Origin of the sequence: Ornithinimicrobium carbonis (assembly GCF_050703245.1) — a bacterium.
In the GTDB taxonomy this organism is placed as follows: domain Bacteria; phylum Actinomycetota; class Actinomycetes; order Actinomycetales; family Dermatophilaceae; genus Ornithinicoccus.
The window spans coordinates 2,119,426-2,138,525 of the sequence record NZ_CP192647.1; the positions used below are offsets into that span (position 1 = coordinate 2,119,426).

A 19,100-nucleotide genomic window follows, 5' to 3' on the forward strand; every position below is an offset into this window, starting at 1 on the left:
AGTATCAGAAGCAGCCCGTTGTCGTTCAGCCAATCGCTGAGGGGATATTCCGATCGTGGGCGACGACCTTGATATCGTCGTCGCCGGTACAGCGGTAGTGAAGCCGTCCCCTCTCGACAGCTGCTTCGTAGGTCACTTCCCAACTGCCGGTCTTGACGGTGAACCGGAACGGTCCGGTCGTTGACGCGGTGTCTGGGATGAGATCCGTGTAGACGGCCTCGTGGATTTGTTCCTGATAGGAGAGGCGCACGTGTTCGGCCTGCAGCGTGTGGAGCTGCCATGGCCATTCGACGGCCAGCAGCACGCCTTCCGGTCGCCCGGTGAGTCTTTCGGGGAGAATGAACTGGCCGATGACCTTGTCGATGCTGATGGTGTCATCGAGGAGCTTCTCGCCAATGGAGTCACACCAGTCTTGCCAGTGCTTGAGGCTGGTGGCCGTCGCGTGGGACCAGATGCGGCCTTTGAGTGAGGCGCTGATGCTGACGTGTTCTCCGTCGCGGTATCCGCCGCCTGAGATGTTCGTCTGCGACTTGGTCCCGGCCTCGGCCTGGGAGAAGCTGGCGGCCACATCTGAGCCGACATGCATCGAGAAGCGTCGAAACTGGTCGCGGGCGTCGAGGACACCGACGTTAGTCGGGACCAAGCGTTCGATGTCGGCCATGACGCGGTACACGGTCGACCCAGTGAACCGTTCGGCGCCGGGGTTCAGCACGGCGTCTGCGAGGTCCTCGAAGACGCCGTCGTTAGCCGAGTTGTTGATGTACAGCAGCCGGTGGACGCGGTCGAAGTACAGGACGAAGAGTTGGTAGGCGACCTCCTCGATGGTCTTCAGATCGCCCCAGCGGACGTCAGTTCTGCGCTCTACCACGCACCAGGCCACCCCGGCGTCGGCGTTGAGCCCGATAGGGGAAGTGAGCAAGTTTTCCTCGCCGAAGAAGTGGACGATGTTCTGTGGTTCCCACTCCATCGACGGTGCGCGGTAGACCACCGTGCTCATCTTAGGCAGCAGGCTACGAAGGGCTACTTCCTCCGGGAGGCTGGTGAATCCCTCCTCGAAGTCGCGCGACAGCCTGCTGCTCATCGACTGCGGCTTCAGTTAGGTTGCGAAGGATGAGGTTCCAGTCCGAGTCTTCGGCATAAAGCTCGCGTAGGCGCTTGTCGACCTCGATCTCCGCGCGCGCCACGAAGATCGACGCCTCGCCGAAACTGCCCGACGCCGAGGTGCGGGCAAACCGTCCGATGAACTGAAGAGTCACCCCGAGGCTCTTCTGCGGGTCGTGCACTGCGGCGATCTTGAGAGCGGGCAGATCGAATCCCTCGCCGAGCATGTTGACGCATACGATGATTCGCGATGTGCGCTCGCTCAGCGCCTTCAAGGCGTCACGCTGCTGGGTCTTCGGCATTCGGCTGTTGATGATGACCGGTGATAGGTCTGGGGCGATCGCTTCGTAGAGCGGCAGAATCGCCTTGGCCCGTTCTACGCCGCGAACTCGTGCCATGAGCACGTGGTCATGCCCTGCGGCGAGGTCGACGCGAAGCTGAGCCACGCTCTGGTCGGCGAGCGCTTGATCAACATCATCGAAGTCGATCACGGCCGTGTAGTTGATGCTCGAGAAGTAGCCTTGAGCTTGCGCCTCGCGCAGCGGGAATGAGTAGATGCTGCGACCTTGAAGGTGCTTGCCGTCCTCGCGAAAGGGTGTGGCGGTGAACTGCACCACCGGCTTCTGATCAAACGCTTGGCGAACCTCTGACCAGGTCCGGGCAGCGACGTGGTGTGCCTCATCGATGAACAAGTGCGAGCACGCGCCAAGCAACACCTCCAGAGCGTCGGGCGCGCAGGCGTTGAGCGCCGACGGTGTGGCCACTATGACGTTGCATGTCTCGGCAAAGGCGGTAGCTGTGTCCGTGTCAGAAAGTCCGTGCGACAGCCGTCCCACCGTCGGTCGAAGGGCTGAGGCTGACACGATGCCAAGTTCCTGCAACACACCGAGGGTCTCGAACTTCGTTGCTACCTGTTCTCGAAGCGAGTCCGACGGCACCAACACGAGCAGCCGCTCAGGCCGGGCTGCCACGAGCAGGGCCAGCATGGTCTCAGTCTTACCCGTACCCGTGGGCATAACGACTGTTGCCGGGGTCATGCGCTTTGTGGTCCAGTAACCCAGGACAGCGTGCAGAGCTCCGAGCTGCGGTGAGCGGAGACCAGGCCTGTCGGGGCGGCCTTCAGTGAAGCCGATGGCGTCACGGTAGCTTTCGTTTACCTCTACGGGCATGACGCGTGGAACCGTGGGTGGCCTGTTCCATGAGGCCCGGCGAACGTCATCATCGGCTTGAGTGCCTAAAGGCAACCGAACCCAGAGCATCTCGCGGCTTAACGGTCGGTCAGGTGTTGCCGCCGGCCAGGAACCGTAATTATTCTTTACCTGGAGTCCGCCGTCAACGGCGACGACTTGCTGAAAAGTGCTTGCCGGCGCGATGAGCTGCTTGACCTGGTTTCCCCCGAAGGTCTCCGTTCGAGCCCACACGCTCGGTGCGCGCCACCCCCCGCGCGCATCGTCCCCTGGGCAGTCAGCGTCGCTCACGTGTGGAGTATCTCACGTGTGTAAGTCCTCAGCAGATTCGAACGCGTGTTGTCCCGTCCGCGTTCGATGGCGTGGAGGGGCGCTCACGCACGCCACATCGGTGAAGGTCACCACAGGCATGGACTACTACGGATGGGAGTCCCGAGTGCCCGGCCGCAGCCCCAGCCGCAGGGCGAACGCCGCAGGGCGAACGTACTAGTACGGCTCAGAGCCATCTTCTGGGCCAGCGCGTGCCACGGTAGGCTGGATGCCGCACTGGTGTGCACGTTCCATTCCTTGTGAAGAGTCGAAAGCTCGCAAGCATCCCTTGATCCGCCGGCGCAAGCCCTCTGTTTGCCGCGATCGGCGTGTCGGACCGTTCCGTTGCTTCGGTGCTGAGGAAGAGAAGTGGCGGCCCTTTGTCTCCGAGAGAGGTTGTCAAGGCGATCTGTCGCACGTGATAACGCCGTCGGGGGTCCTCCTCTGCCGCCGATCGGCACGACTGAGGTGCGTCCTTTCGCCGCGCGTGACGCGATGCGCCTAGCGAGGTTGTCGCGGATAGGTGAGTTCATCCCCAGTACGGCTACCGACTGAGGACCAGGAGTCGGTCGACCTGGTGACCGCCCGGCGGGCAGCACGGGGGTGCGACCGACTCGACGCCACCCGATGCTCCGTCAGCCGTCGGTCCCCACCCCCTCGAAGAGGTCAGGGAATCGGTCCGGCCAGGCAAGCCTGACCCCGCTCGCCGCGCAGATGTCCACCCAGTCGGAACGGCTCTGCGCGGGTGCACTCTCGATAGCCAGTACGCCCCGCATGGCCTGAACGTGCGGCCAGTGCTCGATGTTGGTCCGGTGGAGGTAACTGAGCAGTTGTCCGAGGCCGAGACGCGACTGCGACTCCTCGTTGGCGCTCGTGGTGCTCTTAACCTCACAGATGTAGAGCACGTGATCGGCCACCCAAGCGACGTCGAACGGCTCGTCGCCGCCGCGGGGGGACAGGGGCACGAAGCCGGACTGGCGGATGCGTTCGGCGAGCTCGACCTCGAGGTCCTTGTGGGCCTGGGTACCGCGGTCGATCGCGTCCGCGTTCCACAGGACGAACGCGGGCTCCGCGCTCGACTCCTCATCCTGGAGAGTTCGGGACGGCCCCACGTAGGGCCTTCCGCCTTGGGCGAATCCCTTTGAACCTGTGCCCTCGATTCGGTTTTGCTCCACGGCTTCCTGCTCATCGGACCCAAGACGGGCCCAGGCCAGCCTGACGTCGTTGAGGTCCACGCCGTAGGCGTCCGTCAGCACCGTCATGAACTCGATGGGCGCTCCCGCGTCATGCAGCATTCTCAATGTCACAGCTGCCTGTTCCCCAGTTGTGGTGCGTGGGTTGGTGCCATCATCGGCATTGTTGAAGGCCTCGCGCGGGAGAACGCCCTCCCGGACAGCCTTCAAAGCAGCTTGCGCCGCCGAGGATTTGTAACGGCCAGCGGAGGGCATCGTGTCTGCGGCATGCCAGTTTGTGATGGGTCATCGCCCGCGAAGCAGCAATCGCCGTGGGATCGCCGCTGAAGCGTTGAGCCCATTGCCGGCTCTTCACAATCCAGGGTGTAGTTGGGGCCTGAATCCGCCGGTCTCTAGGAGTGCTCGGGCGATGTAGTGGGTGAGGTTGCAGAAGCCGAGGGCCAGGCCGCGCAGGTGCTCAAGGCGACCGTTCACTGCTTCGGTGGGGCCGTTGCTGGTGCGGGGGCGCTCGAAGTAGGCCAGGACGTCGCAGACGCGGCGGGCCAGGGTGCGGCCGAGCGTGCGCAGCTCGACCAACGGTCTGGGCACGCCCTGGGTGAGGGCGTCGATGACCGAGCGCATCTCGATCCGGCCGCCCGCCCGGTCGGGGTCTCGGTAGGCGGAGATCATGCGCTGGTAGATGCCCCAGGTGAGCTCGACCTGCAGGTGTCGCTCGCCGGTGAAGAGCTTGTCGAGGCGCTCCTGCTGGCGCTCGGTGAGCAGGTCGGCGCCGGTGTGCAGGGTCCGCCGGGCGGCGTAGAGGGGGTCGCCCTTGCGGCCGCGGTGGCCGTGCAGTTCCTGCTGGACCCGGCGGCGGCACCCGTCGAGGGCGTCACCGGCCAACCGGATGACGTGAAACGGATCCATGACCGTGACAGCGTCGGGCAGTTCCTCGGTGGTGGCGGTCTTGAACCCGGCGAACCCATCCATGGCCACGACCTCGATGCCGTCGCGCCAGGCCTGGTCACGCTGGGCCAGCCAGTCCTTGAACGCCTTCTTCGAGCGGCCCTCGACCACGTCCAACAGCCGGGATGGACCGGTGCCGTCACGGACCGGGGTGAGGTCGATGATGACGGTGACGTACTTGTCACCGCGCCTCGTGTGGCGCCACACGTGCTCATCAACACCGACGACGCGGACGCCGTCCAGTCGGGTCGGATCAGCGATGAGCAGGCGCTGTCCCTCGGCCAGGACGGCGTCGTTGGCGGTGTTCCATGACACGGCGAGCCCTTCGGCGACACGGGACATGGACAGGTGCTGGACCACGATGCCGACCAGGCCCCAGCGCAGGCCGGCACGGGAGATCTTGGCCCGCGGTTCGGCCGCGGCGGTGGTGTCCTGACGCCACACGTGCGAGCAGTCGGTGCACCGGTAGCGGCGCACGGTGAGCAGAAGCGTGGTGGGGCGCCACCCGAACGGCTCGTGCGCCAGCTCCCGGGTGACGGTGCCGCGCGGGACGCCCTGGCAGCCGCACCGCTTGCACCAGTCGTCGGGTTCGAGGACCCGGCAGGCGAGCACCGAACGGTCGGGCTCAAGCAGCTGGCCGGTGACTTCCAGGCCGAGGTCGTCCAGGCGGGTGAAGGTCGTCAGGTCGGGGCGCGTGAAGGTAGCGTCGGGCATGTCGAGGTCTTTCGGATGGCTGGCGTAGGAACCTCCATCCTCGGAAGACCTCGACGCCTACCCCGTGACCGACGCGCCAGCGCTCTCTACACCCTCATCTGTGAAGAGCCCCATTGCCGCAAGCCGTCCGTGATCTCAATGACACCCGGGACGTCTTTGGCAGGCGTTCGGTTGGTGGCAGTCATCGCACTGATCTCCTGGTTGGGCACCGACTCTCCGCAGACTAGACCGTATCGGCACCCACCCCCAGCGGCACTCTGCCCGCTTGGGGCGCGGAACCGCTGGTTGGGTCGTCGGATCCGAGGCACATCGCATCGCCACGCATGGCCCAGTACTGTGCCGCGGGCCGCGCGACTTTACCTCGACTTGACGCTTGCTTGCATCCTGAGGCCCGTCGGATACTCAAGTGAGCAAGCTGGAAGCCGATCCGCGAGACTGCCCTGGTGATATGGGCAGCGAATCTTGTCTCGCGAGTGCAATCGGCCCTGATGTGTACCCAGCCCAGGCCAAATGGTCGTAGGCTGGTCTCGACAATCCCAACTCGCTTAGGAGCCACAGTGGCGCAGAAGGTACAGACCATTCTCGTCTCGGACCTGTCCGGGACCGAGCTCGGTGAGGACGGTCAAACCGTCAAGTTCGGTTTTCTCGGGGTGGACTATGAGATCGATCTCTCCCAGGAGGAAGCCGACGAGTTCGCCAACACGATACAGAAGTACGTCGAGGCGGGCCGTCGGGTCGGTGGCCGCCGTCAGACGGGCGCGGCCAGTTCCGCCAAGCGCGCCCCCTCGCAGACCAAGGCGATCAAGTCCTGGTTGGACGAGCAGGGCATCGACTACCCCAAGCGGGGACGTCTCCCGCAGAACCTGATCGACCAGTGGGAGCAGGCCCACAGGTCCTGAGACCCCCCGAGTGACCCCTGGCCCCCGGCCAGGGGTCCTCCTCTGTCCGGACGACGTGTTCGAGATCCCTCCATCTGGGTCGTTGCGCCGCGCCGGAGGCGTCCCGTGCGCCCGTACGAGGGCCGCGCACCCACACCTCGACCGGTGCGCGCCCTCCCCCACCGCTGTCGAGGAAAGTTCGTGGACCCCCGGGGTGGGTTCCCCGGGCCTGTGGTGAGGGACCGCCACAACGCGAGGACCTGGCGGACCGTGGATGGGAGAGGCGCTGTGCAACCGAACACCGTCAGCGGGCAGACCCCTCGATCGGGTTGGCCCTGTCCGAGGGCTGATGCGCGGCCCAGCCCTGGTTCCGCCTGCAGGAGCGTATGTCCGCCATACCGGGACCTCAAAGCGGCGACCCTGCCAGGGCGGACGCTCTCATGTCCGTGAGCGCTCGTCCGGAATGGGACGAGGCCAGATCGGTCTTGGTCCACGTGTCCCAGGTCCTTCCCCGGGTCCGTTGGGAGCTGTCCCGCATGCGGCTCGACATGCTCGACGCCCACCTCAGGCTGGCCCGGCTCGCCGCCCCACGCCTCTCAGGCGGTCGCGGCGCACCGGCTGCCGAGCGGGGTGTTCTCCTGCGTGGGATCGTCGTCTCATGCGAGCAGGGTGCAGCAGCCGGCGCGCAGGTCGACCGCAAGCTGCAGGACGGGATCGCCGGACTGAAGGCCGCGGCCGTCCTGGCAGGGGCGGGTCGTGCGGTGGGGACGCACGAGGAACTTGCACAGGTACGTCTACTGCGTGACCTGGAGGATCTGCGCACCCAGCTGGGGGCCACCGGCACGGCGCTGGCCGGGGTGGCGACATCGCTGCGCGAGGTTGCCGACCGCGCACGCACCGTCTCACCCACAATCGCCGGCAATGGTGGCGGCGTGGGCGATGGCAGGACGGTGCAACGTCTCCACGGGATGGTCCAGGCGGCCGCGAACCAGGCACGCTACGGCGACCAGGACCTTGACCGTGCCCAAGCGCGTACCAGCGAGCTCGTCACCCAGGTGAGGGCGCAGGCCCGTGACAGCGGCCTGCGGACCCGGGCGCTGCGGCACGCCGTCGGGCCACCCGCGCCGTCGAACGGGACGCCCCGATGAGCACCGGCCACGGGTTCGTCCTGCCGGCGACCCGACCCGAGCGGTCGACCGGTCCCGGTCCTGGGGACCTGCGGGGTGACCTCGTCGCGCTGAGCACGGCGCTGGACCGCCTCGCGCGGGATCTGCGGGCGTGGATCCTGCTCGTGGGCACCTCCACGGACGCGCGGGTGCTGATCGACCAGGCCGAAGACCTGCGCCGGCGTCTGCGCGAGACCGGGGCCGACGCACGACAGCTCTGCGAGGCGGCCCGGCCACCCGTCCCCGGCGGACCGGACCACGGGGTCCTCCCGCTCTCGCCATGCGTGGGCGCGCTGGTGTCCGCAGCGACATCGCTGCACGCGGCGAACCACGCGATGAGCCCGGCCGCGTCCGCCCTCTGCCGACAGGACCATCTGACCACGACCCTGAGAACCTCCGGGATGGTTGCGCGCCGGTTCCTGGCCGCCGCGGCCGACGCGACCCAGGACGCCGCCCGCACAATCACCGACCACCCGGCCCACGACGTCGGACAGGAGGACGGCACCCCTCGTCTGCGGCTCGTCCACGCAACCGACGAGGAACCATAGGTCGGCCTCGCCCCGCACCGGCCCCACGGCCACGGCCCCGGCCGCGCGTCATCCGACACTGAACAACGGGCCGTCTCCTCTGCGGCGCCAGCTCCTGGGCTGGGCCTGTCGAGGTAGAGGCCAGGTTCTGCTACCGGGACCATGACACCGGGCAGGCGCCTGCTCCCGTGGCCGCAGGCCCGTCACCGGACCGACCCGGGTGCCAGGAGTCCTGCTGCCGCAGACGGACGACCCGGTCGAGGGTCGCGTCGTCGCTGCCGGTGGTGCGCAGGTAGTCCGCGAAAGACCCGGCGAGGCCGACCTGGACCAGGTGGTCGTCAGCCACCCGGTTCCGGGCCCGGTGCCAGCCCGAGGACGACCACCACGTCCACGCCACCACGGCCATGACCAGGGTGCTGGCCAGGTGGACCGGGTGCTCGGTGGCCCCCAGCCAGAGCCCCACGCCGGCGGAGATCACCATGGAGGCCACCAGGACCCGGGCGGACACGAACACGGTCACGATTCCCCACAGGAGCGTCAGGAACCCCACCAGGGCCGACCACGGCAGCAGGAAGACCGCCCAGGCCTGTGACGTCCGTGTCAGCCCCGCCCGGACAATTCCGAGCTCGTGGGCGATCACCGCGGCCGCGGTCACCGGCCCCAGGCATCCTGACCGGACCGCCTCGACCAGGCCCCTGGTCACGACGAGGGTCCGCTCCCCCACCGCCATGACACCCACCCCGGCGCCGGGTCCGACGAGCAGCAGCAGGCCGTCCACGACGACGCCATGGCCCAGCAGCACCTTCGCGACCGGCGCCAACGTGCACCGCTGGTGCAGCCGCGGGACACCACCCCGCAGCAGCACCCGGGCCGTCCACCGCTCCCCCACCCCCGTGCAGGACAGCACCACCAGAGCTATGCCGCCGGCCGCCACCGGCCACGCGTCCACCGCCAGCGCGGTCTCGAAAGCGAGAGCCCACCCCGTCAGGCTCCACAAGGCAGGCACGAGCAGGGCCTTGGCCCGGGCCTCGCGCGCGACCCGCACGTGCACGACCACCACCTCCAAACCCGCCGCAACCCCGGCGTCCTGACCCGGGTGTCCGGACTTCGTGGACCCCGCAGGCCACGCCGGCCCGCGTCCGGGGGTCATGACCACCCTGCCCCACCTGCCGGCCCTGCCCACCACGTCGTCCACAACCACCCCCGCGCTCCCCGATGCGTCCCCGCCCCTGTGCGGAGCCGCCGCACCCGTGTCATCGGAAGCCCTACCCAGGGAGGGAACCGACGCACCGACCCCAGGAGCGACCTCGATGACGATGCACGAGCACCAGGTCCTGTCCCCCGTCGGGGTGCTGCTGCGGGCACACAGGCTGCTGGCCCAGGCCGACGCCGAGGCCACCCGCACGGCGTCCCGCACCCGAGGCATGGACGACGTGGACCTGGCGTTCGCCCTGTCCTGCCTGCGCGGTCAGGTCCTGGACCGTATCCCCGCGCCGGTGCGTCACCTGCTGTCCCACGTGCCGGACCCGGCCGGGCTCGACCCGGTCGACCTGGCCGCCGCCGCCGAGCAGGTCCTGCGGACCGTGCCGCTGGAGCAGATGCCCCCGGGCACGAGCACCCTCCTGTGCCGGCTGACCGAGACCCTGCGGCGGTTCTGGTGACCAGGCGCCGGCCCCCGAGCATCTACCCGCCCAGCACCGGGGAGCTGATGGACCGGGCCGACCTGCTGGCCCGCCGCCTGCTCTACGAGGCCCCGGAACGGGACGGGCGGGCCATGGTCCGCGCCTGGGGCGAGGTCGTCGAAGGCGCCGTCGAGCTCTGGTCCCACCTGCCCCGCCCCTCGGACGTTCCCGGCACCGGGCACGACGTCATCATCCAGCTGGCTAGCACCGCCAGGACCCTGCACCGCAGCGCCGGCCAGGCCCGCCAGGTCGACCCCACCCTGCACGAGATCGGAACCCTGTTCACCCGCGCGGCCGCCATGATCGAGGACTCCGGCATCGGCCGGACCGGCACCCGGTGGACCCCCCGGCAGAACCAGGACGCGTTCGCCGCCCGCCTGAACATCATGCACACCCTCTACGTCACCTCCCACGCCGTCTCCGTCGCCCTGGCCACCACCGCCCGGGCCGAGAACCGCGACGAACGCCTGCAGGTGTACACCGTCCCTGCCGACGACCTACGGGCACGGGTCCTGGACGCCGAGCAGATCGCCCACTCCTACCTGCGCGGCCACTACCCCACCGGCCTTGACGGGCGGCACCGACAACCCGTGGACGACACCCGCATCGACGCGGCTGTCGCCACCTGGGACGTGCACGCCCAACGGACCCTGACCCGCGACCCGACCGCCGACGCGATGGCCCAGGTCGCCGGCGCCGCCTTCGCCACCACCGTCCACGCACACCGGCTGTGGCGGGCCGCCGCCGACACCGGGCACGTCGACCCCCACGCCTACACCCACGAGATCGCCCCCGCCTTGGAGACCATGATCGAACGCTGGGGACAGGCAAACACCGTGTGGCACAACCTGCACCACCCCCAGGTCCCCACCGCCGGCGACCTGCGCGAAGCCTCCTGGGAGCTGGTCAACGCCATGCTCGAAGTCACCCGGGACCGGATCGGCGCCGCCACCGGCCAGCACATCGCCCAACGCGTGCACATGCCCACAGTGCTCAGATCCCTGCACCGAGTCCACGCCACCCTCGCCAGCCTCGGCGAGCTTTTCCACGACACCGCCCGACGCGCCCCTTTCGTGGTCAACGCCAGACCCGCCAACGACCTCGCCCGACAGCTGGACCCCAGTACCAACAAACCCCGCTCCGTGCCCCGCGGATGGCCCGAGACCGAGCCGACCGAGAACCCCCTCATCACCCCCCGCGACATCCTGCTCCGACGCCCCGTCCCGCTGCCCGAACCCCTGCGGCCCCTCCTGGAACGCCCCTCCGGACAGGCAGCGGCCGCCTCCAGAGCAGCTCTACGCGCGACCATCGGCGCCGACGACCGGAACGTCGACTCCATGCAGGTTCCACCCAGCTGGACGAAGGACAAGCCCGCCCCCACGCGACTGGCCCGCTCCCAGGCCACCGAACGTCACCGATCCGCCTCGGTCCCGGGACCCGGCGCCGTCACCACCCCGGGACGCTGATCAGCCGACCGCTCTGCACGCTCGCCGGCAGCCGTATCCGTTTCGGCAGCATGGCTGTCCAGCAGGGCGTCTCCTCGGACGAGGCTCGTAGGGGCGGGTAACCTCCGCGAGTGTGAGCACCGACGACGTCCCGCCGCAGCAGCGCGCGCTCGAGCTGGTGGCCGACGCCGCAATCAACCTCGAACAAGCCCGTGCCCTGCTCGTCGCCCGTGCCTCGGTAGCCATCGCCGCCGACCTCGATCTCAAGGTCGTCGCGAAGACCGCGGGTCTTGACCGGGCGACGCTACGTCGTTGGCTGATAGCGCGCGAACGCGAGACGCCCAGCTGAAGACCGCGGACGGGCAGGAGAGAGGCCCGCTGGTACGTTCACCTGTGTCCAGCTGGCGTGTGAGATTGCCGTGAGACCGCGCAGAGCCGCCCCGGTCAAGGCGCCACCCATCGGAGATGCAGTCCCATGCACCCCGGAGCGAGAACGGCCCGTCGCGAATGAGCGTCAGTTTCCTGCTTCGCTGCCGCGAGTACCGACGGGTGTGCGGGCCAGACTTCGTTAGACGAAGTGCCACCCGGTACACACCGACCCGGGTCAAGTTGGGCACAACCTCGACGGAGCGCTTCGGGCCCGTTGTTGCACGCCGTCGACACCTGCCAAGAACTGCCGTCCTCGATGGATCAACGAGGCAGCAAGAGGACACCCTCGAGCCGTCCTTACGGCTGAGGGCGAGGTCCTGAATAGGTGTTACCCTAGCCCACCGTGATTTCCCCACCAAGCCTATTCTGCCCCAATATTGAGGGTGCGGACTTGACCGGCGCGTCGCTCAACGATCACCTCTTGCTCACGCCCAAAGCTCCATCCATATTATCAGCTGCTACGTCTAGAGCAGCCCGTACGGATCTTGAGTCTCCGGACGTACTGACGCACTGGTTAATAAGCTCACCAAGGATGCGCCACACATCAGCCATGTTCGGCAGGGATGGCATGGGGCGAGAATTTGAGCAACATTGCTGAACGACCGCCGCGTATGCACCTTCATCCACTAGGCCCGATCGGCTAACGACCGGCATGCCAAGATCCCCGGATAGCTGGGAGCAGACGATCCTGCTACCGAGATGATAGTGCAGAAAATCTTCGCCGTTCCTCGTGTACTCATTCCTCTCAAAGTCCTGATTGCCAGGATTCTCAGGGGATGGAATATCGCGAAAATAGAAAGCGTATATCAGGCTTAGCCCAGGACGCGCGATTTCGCTCTCGATCGGAACGGGAGCGAGTTCTGGCTCGAAATCACACTTCATTTCAGATCGCGCACCAGCCGTGTCGATATGAAAGGGCGTCGAACCTTCGGAGAAGATCTGCCGAGCTGTGGCATGAGTCGTCCGCGGATCGAAGCTCTCGGGGTATTCGCGGGCGGCGATCCCCTGCAAGGCGATCAACGCCTCAGCTAGCTGAGGCGCTCGTAGCGCGTTCGCGCTAGGAAGCCAGGCGTCGTCTCCCTGCGGTTCGAAAAGGTAACCCCCCAGGCTCGCCAATAGTGGCCACATCATGAAGGGGTCCCCTTCATGTAACCGTTCCCCCATGCTGACGCTCACGCCTGGAATGTTCACATCATCCTCTCCGGCATGTCTACACGCACGGCCTGCACGAAACATCTCCGGCACCGACTTCGGAATCTCGCCTTGATACAGTTTCCTATTAATAAACAAGACCGCGGTATCGTAGGCTAGGGGCACGCCGTAAGATTCCACCGACCCCTCTGCAGCCCTGAACGTCTCGAACGCCTCGCGCGTCAGAAAATCCTTAGGTACCACGTGAGGGATGGGAATCGACCGTAGAAGGGACCTCGCCCGAAATGTCCCTAGCCAATCGTGAGGCCCGACGATTGCGTCACATTTCCCGCCTTCATATCTTTTGGACCCAAAGAACTCGCGGAGTCCGTGACCGCTGTGGCTAGTGTTCACCTCCACCTCCAAGGAGAACTGTTCTCTGAATAATTTTCGATATCGATCCAGGCCCTTTTTTACATCCACTCCACTGTACAGCGTGAATTTGTCAGGCAAAGGGCCCAACTTGCCTGCTGGATCTCGCTTCCATCGCTTTCCGGAGCTGTCCGTGAACGTCATGCTCGTTCTGTAATGATCGTGAAACACATCATCGCCATGGAGCTCTCCGAGGTTATTAAACGTAACACCAGGAGGCAACACCGAGTGGTAAGAGTAGTAGATCGTGTTGTCGGAATCGTTCAATACGCGTATTGCAACATGCCGAACGGGCAAGGCGGAACCGTTGTGCGCATTCACATCCAGCTGGATCTGAGAATCGGTCACTGGCGTAACCTCTGCCCAACTGGCAACTCCTGAGGCGTGGATACGCTCCAGTTCTCTCCTGTGTTCCTGAGCGCTCCGCGACTCACGGTACTCCCGACGCGCCTGCAGCCCAATGGCCACCAACGACCCCATTGCTGTAGCGATCACTATTGCGCCGCCACCGGCGTCACTCAGGCTTCCAATAGAGACCATGAGGCCACCCCAATTTGCAAAGGTCACTATTCTGCACCCTTCGGTATAATTTCGACAGCCACCGAATTCGTGCAGTGGACACCGATGTCACTGCAGGCCGATGGCGCATGATGGACCTTACTGCTGGAACCGCCGAGGCGCACGCTGATCCGTTAGATGTCTTGGGTCTCCTACAGTTGCCGGTCGCCTAGCTAGTGGAGGTCCGGCCGTTGGACCGAAGAGCTGAGGTTCCCCCGGGGCAACAGCGTTCGATTCTGCAGGCTAGTTTTCGAGTGTTCTCGCCCGGCAGCAGTGCCGCGACACGCTTGGTGCGTGACATGGTCACACCGCGCACCCAGTCTCGTTACCGAGCAGGTTCCTGGCGGGTGGACCGACTGGCCATCCGTGCACCAGGGAGCTTGATCGGTGGGGGCGGTAGACCTGCAGGACGGCGTCTCCGCGGTGGAAACTGTCTCGACGAGCGGTGCCCCCGGTGTGAGATCGCGGGGTCGCGCGGTGAGACGGGCGGGTGTTCCTGCAGGTCGGCGGCGGGGTGATCGGAGACGACATCCGATGCCGCACCAGCCCGAGCCCTCCTCAATCAGGGACACCGCCTACCAGCTCGGCAGATCCTGGTGCCAGGGGTGGGCCGGAGGCAGACCCACCCGCTGCTCGGTCGCCAGGGACCGGAAAGCTGTCGGCAGGAGGACGGGGGCCTGCTCGGTCGGGCGCTCCACCATGTCCCAGCGGTCTTCGTACGCGGCGAACACCTCGACCTTGACACGGGCATGTTCCACCGAGGCGGTGCGCTTTCCCGCAGGGGCGTCCGGGTGGGTCAACCAGTCCATGTGCGAGATCCAGGCCGCGGCCGAGACATGGGACCGAGGCACGACGAAGCTGCGCAGCGGACCCCGGGGCTCCGGATCGGCGGCCACGAGGACCACCCATTCATGCTCTCCTCCCGCTACCGAGTGGGCGAGCGAGCCCAGGTGCCACGACACGCGCCCCGGGACGGCCACGGTCGTCTTCACCTGCACCTCGACCATGAGACGTTCCCCATGGTTCTTCACCGCGAGGATGTCGGTCCGCTCGATGCCGTCCCGGGTGAGGGCAGGTGCCCACCCTCGGCGGGCCAGCTCGCAGCACGCCCAGTGCTCACCGATGGTCTTGGTCTGCTTGGTGTCGACCACGCCCCGAAACCTACGGGGTATCCGAGGGTGTTGAGATCGGACGCGCCCAATGCGTGTTGCTCTGGGCTCCTGCTCTCCTCTAGCGACGCCCCAGACCAGGCAGTCCTCCAGACATGGCGCGCACACTGGTCGAGCGGGGGCGCGCCTCGGGGATCTCAGTGATGTCCTCAGGTTTCTTCTTAGGCACTTTGCGCCGTCGCCGCCGAGTTTCGGGGGGGACCGTCGGCTCCGCAACCTGCATGCCCCCGGCCCGGCAGTTCTTCGTTCGGTCGACTCTGGGGTGGACGTACAGCTTTCCTGTCTCCACGCTGAAGTGGGTTTCCCGTCCGCACTCCGGACAGGTCACAGCCATCGCTTGACCATCGGGCACGAAGTCTCCTAGCAGCGCGTCATCGTCTGCTGCCGAATGTACGCCCAGGGACTGCAAGGCGCGTCCGGAAGCGCCGCCTGTGACAACATGCGGACATGGGGCTTGCTGAAGTCGTCGACAAGGTCACGGAACGTTCTCACAAACTGGAGGACTCCAAGAAGGGCAACGAGGCCAACACCAAGGCACTCCTGATAGAGCCTGTTCTCCAGGCCCTCGGATGGGACACCGGAGACCTGGACGCGGTGCAGCGGGAGGTCAAGGTCTACGAGGGCACCTACCTGGACTACGCCCTTCTCATCACGGGCGGGACCAAGTTGTACGTCGAGGCCAAGGGCATCGCCGAGAAGTTGGACGACAAGAAGTTCATCGCCCAGACCGTCAACTACGCCAACAACGACGGCGTCGTGTGGTGCGTGCTCACCAACGGACTGCAGTACCGGGTCTACAAGACCAACGAGCCGGTCCAGATGGATCAGAAGCTGTTGTTCGAGGTCGATCTGCGGGAGGACTCCCAGTCCATGCCCGACCGGCTGCGCCAACTGCGCACCCTGAGCCGCGACGCGGTGACCGCGGGCGAGCTGGATTCCTTGGGCGAGCGGGTGTTCACCGACACCCGGATCAGAGCGGCGCTGTCGAAGCTGGCGACCGACCCGCCCGCCGAGTTCGAACAGATGCTCCACGACCGGCTCGGCCACCCCGCCGTGGCCCCTGACAACCTGCGCCGCAGCCTGCTACGGGTCCTGGACGGCGACCAGGAGGACCGCCCCCGCCCCGTGGTCGACCACAAGGGCAAGACCAAGCCGGTGGGACCGGCCAAGCCACCCACGGGCAAGGAGTACCCCCTCGAGCACCACTTGGGCGGCAAGAGCAGCCTGATCCGCGAACTCTTCGAGGCCGTCGACGACATCCCTGCCTCGCTGGGCGGTGACGTGACCCGCCGCACGAAGAAGATGTACGTGGGCTACTACAGGGGGAAACGCTCGTTCCTCACTGTCCAGACCCAGAAGAGCCGCCTCCTGCTCTACCTGTCGCTAGACCCCCACTCGACCAAGCCGTGGAACGAAGGCGTGATGAGGGACGTTCGTGAGATCGGGCACTACGGCATGGGACACCTTGAGTACTCCTTCACCGATCCCGACCAGCTGGCAGATGTTCGAGCTCTGATTCAGGCGGCCTACGTCAGGGCGGGGAGCAAGAGTCCTGATTCTTTGCGCTGATGCTGCTAAGTGCCAGCGTCCGCGCTATCACCTGCGGTGTGAGCCAACCGTCGAGCCGTGAGATCCGCACGCCGTCCTCGCAGGCCAGCGGCGTCGGTGATCGGATCGGGTATCCGATCACGGTACTTGCCTCCTCCGAGTCTGGACCATCGAGACCGAGGAGCCCAAGCGTGCGCAGCTTGTGAGGGAGCGGTTCTTCGCACGGCCGGACCTACCCGGACGTCTGCGCCGGAGGCAGGTGGCAAGGACCGGATCGGCCCCCGCGCACGAGGAACGTTTCGGGCCGGGCGCGGGCTCGTGGTCAGCCATCGCGGCGCTGTCCGCCCAGGCCAGGAACTCGGCGACGGCGAGGATCGGCTTGCCCCGCTCTCTCGGAGGCCACCCCGCATCTGGACCACGTCCGCACGAGGGTCCCCACCCCGGGCCAGAACGGGGTCCCGGAGCGGGCGTTCCAGTCGCTGAAGGACGAGCGGCACTACCGCGAGCAGATCGACGACATGCACGACCTCGTCGCTCACGGCGAGGAGTGCCACACCAAGTTCAACACCGTCCGCCCGCACGAGGCCCTGTCCTGGAACCGGCCCTCGAGGTGCGCACCTGCACCTAGCCGACCCCTGCTCACCCACCTTTCCCGAGCCCGAAAACCTGCCAAGAACTTGACACGGGACACGTGCATGGCCGCGCCTCGGTGGGTCGGGTGACGCGCCGAGCAACCCGCAGTGCGAGTGCCGTCCCGCCAGACCTGAGTTCCGCAGCTGATCGCGTTTCTGGGACATGTCGGGGGACGAACGTGCAGGTCAGCGGTTCGCGGGGTGGTGACGCATCCCGAAATGCCTAGTGACACGACTGGGCGTGTTTGGCTCGCTTAGGCGCGTGTTGCCCGGGTAGCGTCTGGTGACATGTTCGTGAGGACGACGTCGCGGCGGAACAAGGACGGCACCGTGGTGCGGTACCTGCAGCTGGCGCACAACGAGTGGGATCCGGCTGCGAAGAGCGCGCGGATGAAGGTGCTGTACAACTTCGGCCGGGCCGAGGAGCTGGACCGGGCCGCGGTGCAGCGGTTGATCGGTTCGCTCTCCCGGCTGCTCGGCGAGACCTCGAGAGGCAGCCAGGTCGAGGATCAGGCCGGTGGGCTGCCCGGGCTGGCCTTCATCGAGTCCCGGCCGCTGGGCGGGGCCTGGGTGCTGGACGCGTTGTGGACCCGGCTCGGGATCGCCAAGACGATGCGCACCCTGCTGAGCGGGACCCGCCGCGACGCCACCGTTGAACGGGTCCTTTTCGCGTTGGTCGCCAACCGTGCACTGGCACCGTCCTCGAAGCTGGCCGCCGCGGGCTGGGTCAACCGTGACGTGCACATTCCTGGCCTGTCCGAAGTCAGCGACGACGCCTGCTACCGGGCGATGGACTGGCTCCTGGCCGTCGAACCAGCCCTGGCCAAGGACGTGTACGCCTCGACCGCGGACCTGCTCAACCTGCAGGTCGACCTGCTGTTCTTCGACACCACCTCCACCTACTTCGAAACCGAGACCGGCGACGAACCCCTCTGGCGCGACGCCAAGGGCAACCCCGTGGCCACCACCATCGACACCACCGCTGACGGCGACGGCGACGACGACGGCGGCGAGCTGCCGAGCGGTGCGGTCAAGCAGGCCGGGTTCCGCACCTACGGCAAGTCCAAGGACCACCGCGAGGACCTGCCGCAGGTCGTCGTCGGGATGGCCGTGACCCGCGAGGGGATCCCGGTACGGGTGTGGTGCTGGCCGGGCAACACCTCCGACTCGGCGCTGATCCGCCAGGTCAAGGACGACATGCGCGACTGGAACCTGGCCCGGGTGGTGTGGGTCGCCGACCGCGGGTTCACCTCAGCGGAGAACCGCCGCTACCTCCAACGCGCCGGCGGCGGTTACATCCTGGGCGAGAAGCTCCGTTCCGGCTCGGCCGAAGCCACTGCCGCGTTGGGGCGGGCCGGCCGCTACCAAGACGTCGCCGACAACCTGCGCGTCAAGGAAGTACGGATCAGCGAGAGCGAACGGTTCGTCATCTGTCACAACCCCGAGGCCGCCGACCGTGACGCGCTGGTGCGGACGGCACTGCTCGCACGGCTCACCGAGATGATCAAGAACTCCGACAAGCTCACCAAGACCAAGCGGGCCGAGCTGCGTGGGGTGATCTCCACCAAGCCCGGGCTGAACCGCTACCTGCGCGTCACCCCCAGCGGGCTACTCCGCATCGACGCGGCCGCGATCGCCGAGGAGGCCAAGCTGGACGGCAAGTACCTGCTGCGCTCCAGCGACCCCCACCTCTCCGCTGAAGACATCGCGCTGGGCTACAAGCAGCTGCTGGAGGTCGAACGCGGCTGGCGCGACATGAAACAGATCCTCGACCTACGCCCGGTCCACCACCGACTCGAGGACCGCATCCGCGCCCACGTCGTCTTGTGCTGGCTCGCGCTGCTGCTGATCCGGATCATCGAGACCACCACCGGCGACACCTGGAACAACCTGCGCGCCGAACTCCAGCGCCTGTACGTGGGCACCTTCACCGGCCCGGCCGGCACCTACCAGCAGAGCACCGACCTCACCAGCGAGCAGGCCAAGATCCTCGCCCAGCTCGACATCACCGCCCCGCCCCGGATCCTGGACCTCGCCACCGCGGGCTGATCCTC

Annotated in this window: 16 protein-coding genes; 9 read left to right on the top strand and 7 right to left on the bottom strand. The window is 66.7% G+C overall.

Annotated elements, in window-relative coordinates:
* Positions 1 to 25: 25 nt before the first annotated feature.
* The 4 genes from ACQ95T_RS10670 to ACQ95T_RS10685 form a co-directional block, all read right to left on the bottom strand.
* Entirely contained in the window at positions 26 to 1,081 is a 1,056-nt protein-coding gene (locus tag ACQ95T_RS10670) for a hypothetical protein (protein WP_431473913.1), read from the bottom strand.
* The gene (locus ACQ95T_RS10675; RefSeq protein WP_431473821.1) at positions 1,011 to 2,360 is read right to left on the bottom strand and encodes a DEAD/DEAH box helicase; all 1,350 of its coding nucleotides are present in this window, start codon (positions 2,358 to 2,360) and stop codon (positions 1,011 to 1,013) included. Before ACQ95T_RS10675 ends, ACQ95T_RS10670 begins: the two co-directional genes overlap by 71 nt.
* Before the next feature lie 872 nt (positions 2,361 to 3,232).
* Positions 3,233 to 4,045 (bottom strand): hypothetical protein, encoded by an 813-nt coding sequence (locus ACQ95T_RS10680; protein ID WP_431472907.1) that lies wholly within the window; start codon positions 4,043 to 4,045, stop codon positions 3,233 to 3,235.
* Positions 4,046 to 4,141: 96 nt separating this feature from the next.
* Positions 4,142 to 5,449, bottom strand: coding sequence for an ISL3 family transposase (locus tag ACQ95T_RS10685; RefSeq protein WP_425943899.1), 1,308 nt, complete (start codon positions 5,447 to 5,449; stop codon positions 4,142 to 4,144).
* Positions 5,450 to 6,006: 557 nt separating this feature from the next.
* Here ACQ95T_RS10685 and ACQ95T_RS10690 point away from each other — a divergent pair.
* The 3 genes from ACQ95T_RS10690 (at position 6,007) to ACQ95T_RS10700 (ending at position 8,041) form a co-directional block, all read left to right on the top strand.
* Positions 6,007 to 6,348, top strand: a complete 342-nt coding sequence (locus ACQ95T_RS10690; protein ID WP_425943897.1) for a histone-like nucleoid-structuring protein Lsr2 — start codon at positions 6,007 to 6,009, stop codon at positions 6,346 to 6,348.
* A gap of 515 nt (positions 6,349 to 6,863) precedes the next feature.
* Positions 6,864 to 7,475: a hypothetical protein gene (locus tag ACQ95T_RS10695; protein WP_425943895.1), complete on the top strand. Its 612-nt coding sequence runs from the start codon at positions 6,864 to 6,866 to the stop codon at positions 7,473 to 7,475.
* Complete coding sequence (locus ACQ95T_RS10700) at positions 7,472 to 8,041, top strand: hypothetical protein (RefSeq protein WP_425943893.1); 570 nt, start codon at positions 7,472 to 7,474, stop codon at positions 8,039 to 8,041. Before ACQ95T_RS10695 ends, ACQ95T_RS10700 begins: the two co-directional genes overlap by 4 nt.
* 130 nt (positions 8,042 to 8,171) lie before the next feature.
* Here ACQ95T_RS10700 and ACQ95T_RS10705 read toward each other — a convergent pair whose 3' ends face one another.
* The gene (locus tag ACQ95T_RS10705; protein ID WP_425943891.1) at positions 8,172 to 9,071 is read right to left on the bottom strand and encodes a hypothetical protein; all 900 of its coding nucleotides are present in this window, start codon (positions 9,069 to 9,071) and stop codon (positions 8,172 to 8,174) included.
* A 259-nt stretch (positions 9,072 to 9,330) separates the two neighbouring features.
* Between ACQ95T_RS10705 and ACQ95T_RS10710 the strand changes: the two genes are divergently transcribed.
* From ACQ95T_RS10710 to ACQ95T_RS10720, 3 genes are all read left to right on the top strand, one after another.
* On the top strand, positions 9,331 to 9,681 hold the full coding sequence (locus tag ACQ95T_RS10710; RefSeq protein WP_425943889.1) for a hypothetical protein: 351 nt from the start codon (positions 9,331 to 9,333) through the stop codon (positions 9,679 to 9,681).
* A complete protein-coding gene (locus ACQ95T_RS10715; RefSeq protein ID WP_425943887.1) occupies positions 9,678 to 11,168 on the top strand; it encodes a hypothetical protein in 1,491 nt (496 codons plus the stop codon). The genes ACQ95T_RS10710 and ACQ95T_RS10715 overlap by 4 nt, the downstream gene beginning before the upstream one ends.
* Before the next feature lie 112 nt (positions 11,169 to 11,280).
* The gene (locus tag ACQ95T_RS10720; protein ID WP_425943885.1) at positions 11,281 to 11,496 is read left to right on the top strand and encodes a hypothetical protein; all 216 of its coding nucleotides are present in this window, start codon (positions 11,281 to 11,283) and stop codon (positions 11,494 to 11,496) included.
* Between the two features lie 494 nt (positions 11,497 to 11,990).
* Here ACQ95T_RS10720 and ACQ95T_RS10725 read toward each other — a convergent pair whose 3' ends face one another.
* Together ACQ95T_RS10725 and ACQ95T_RS10730 are read right to left on the bottom strand one after the other, a co-directional pair.
* A complete protein-coding gene (locus ACQ95T_RS10725) occupies positions 11,991 to 13,406 on the bottom strand; it encodes a sugar ABC transporter substrate-binding protein (protein WP_431472908.1) in 1,416 nt (471 codons plus the stop codon).
* A gap of 866 nt (positions 13,407 to 14,272) precedes the next feature.
* Positions 14,273 to 14,848 carry a hypothetical protein gene (locus tag ACQ95T_RS10730; protein WP_425943881.1) on the bottom strand — a complete coding sequence of 192 codons (576 nt, stop codon included), beginning with the start codon at positions 14,846 to 14,848 and terminating at the stop codon, positions 14,273 to 14,275.
* Positions 14,849 to 15,313: 465 nt separating this feature from the next.
* Here ACQ95T_RS10730 and ACQ95T_RS10735 point away from each other — a divergent pair, with 465 nt between their 5' ends.
* From ACQ95T_RS10735 to ACQ95T_RS10745, 3 genes are all read left to right on the top strand, one after another.
* Complete coding sequence (locus ACQ95T_RS10735; protein ID WP_425943879.1) at positions 15,314 to 16,435, top strand: DUF5655 domain-containing protein; 1,122 nt, start codon at positions 15,314 to 15,316, stop codon at positions 16,433 to 16,435.
* A gap of 389 nt (positions 16,436 to 16,824) precedes the next feature.
* On the top strand, positions 16,825 to 17,136 hold the full coding sequence (locus tag ACQ95T_RS10740) for an integrase core domain-containing protein (protein WP_425943987.1): 312 nt from the start codon (positions 16,825 to 16,827) through the stop codon (positions 17,134 to 17,136).
* 198 nt (positions 17,137 to 17,334) lie between these two features.
* Positions 17,335 to 19,095, top strand: coding sequence for an IS1634 family transposase (locus tag ACQ95T_RS10745; RefSeq protein ID WP_425943877.1), 1,761 nt, complete (start codon positions 17,335 to 17,337; stop codon positions 19,093 to 19,095).
* Positions 19,096 to 19,100: the final 5 nt, after the last annotated feature.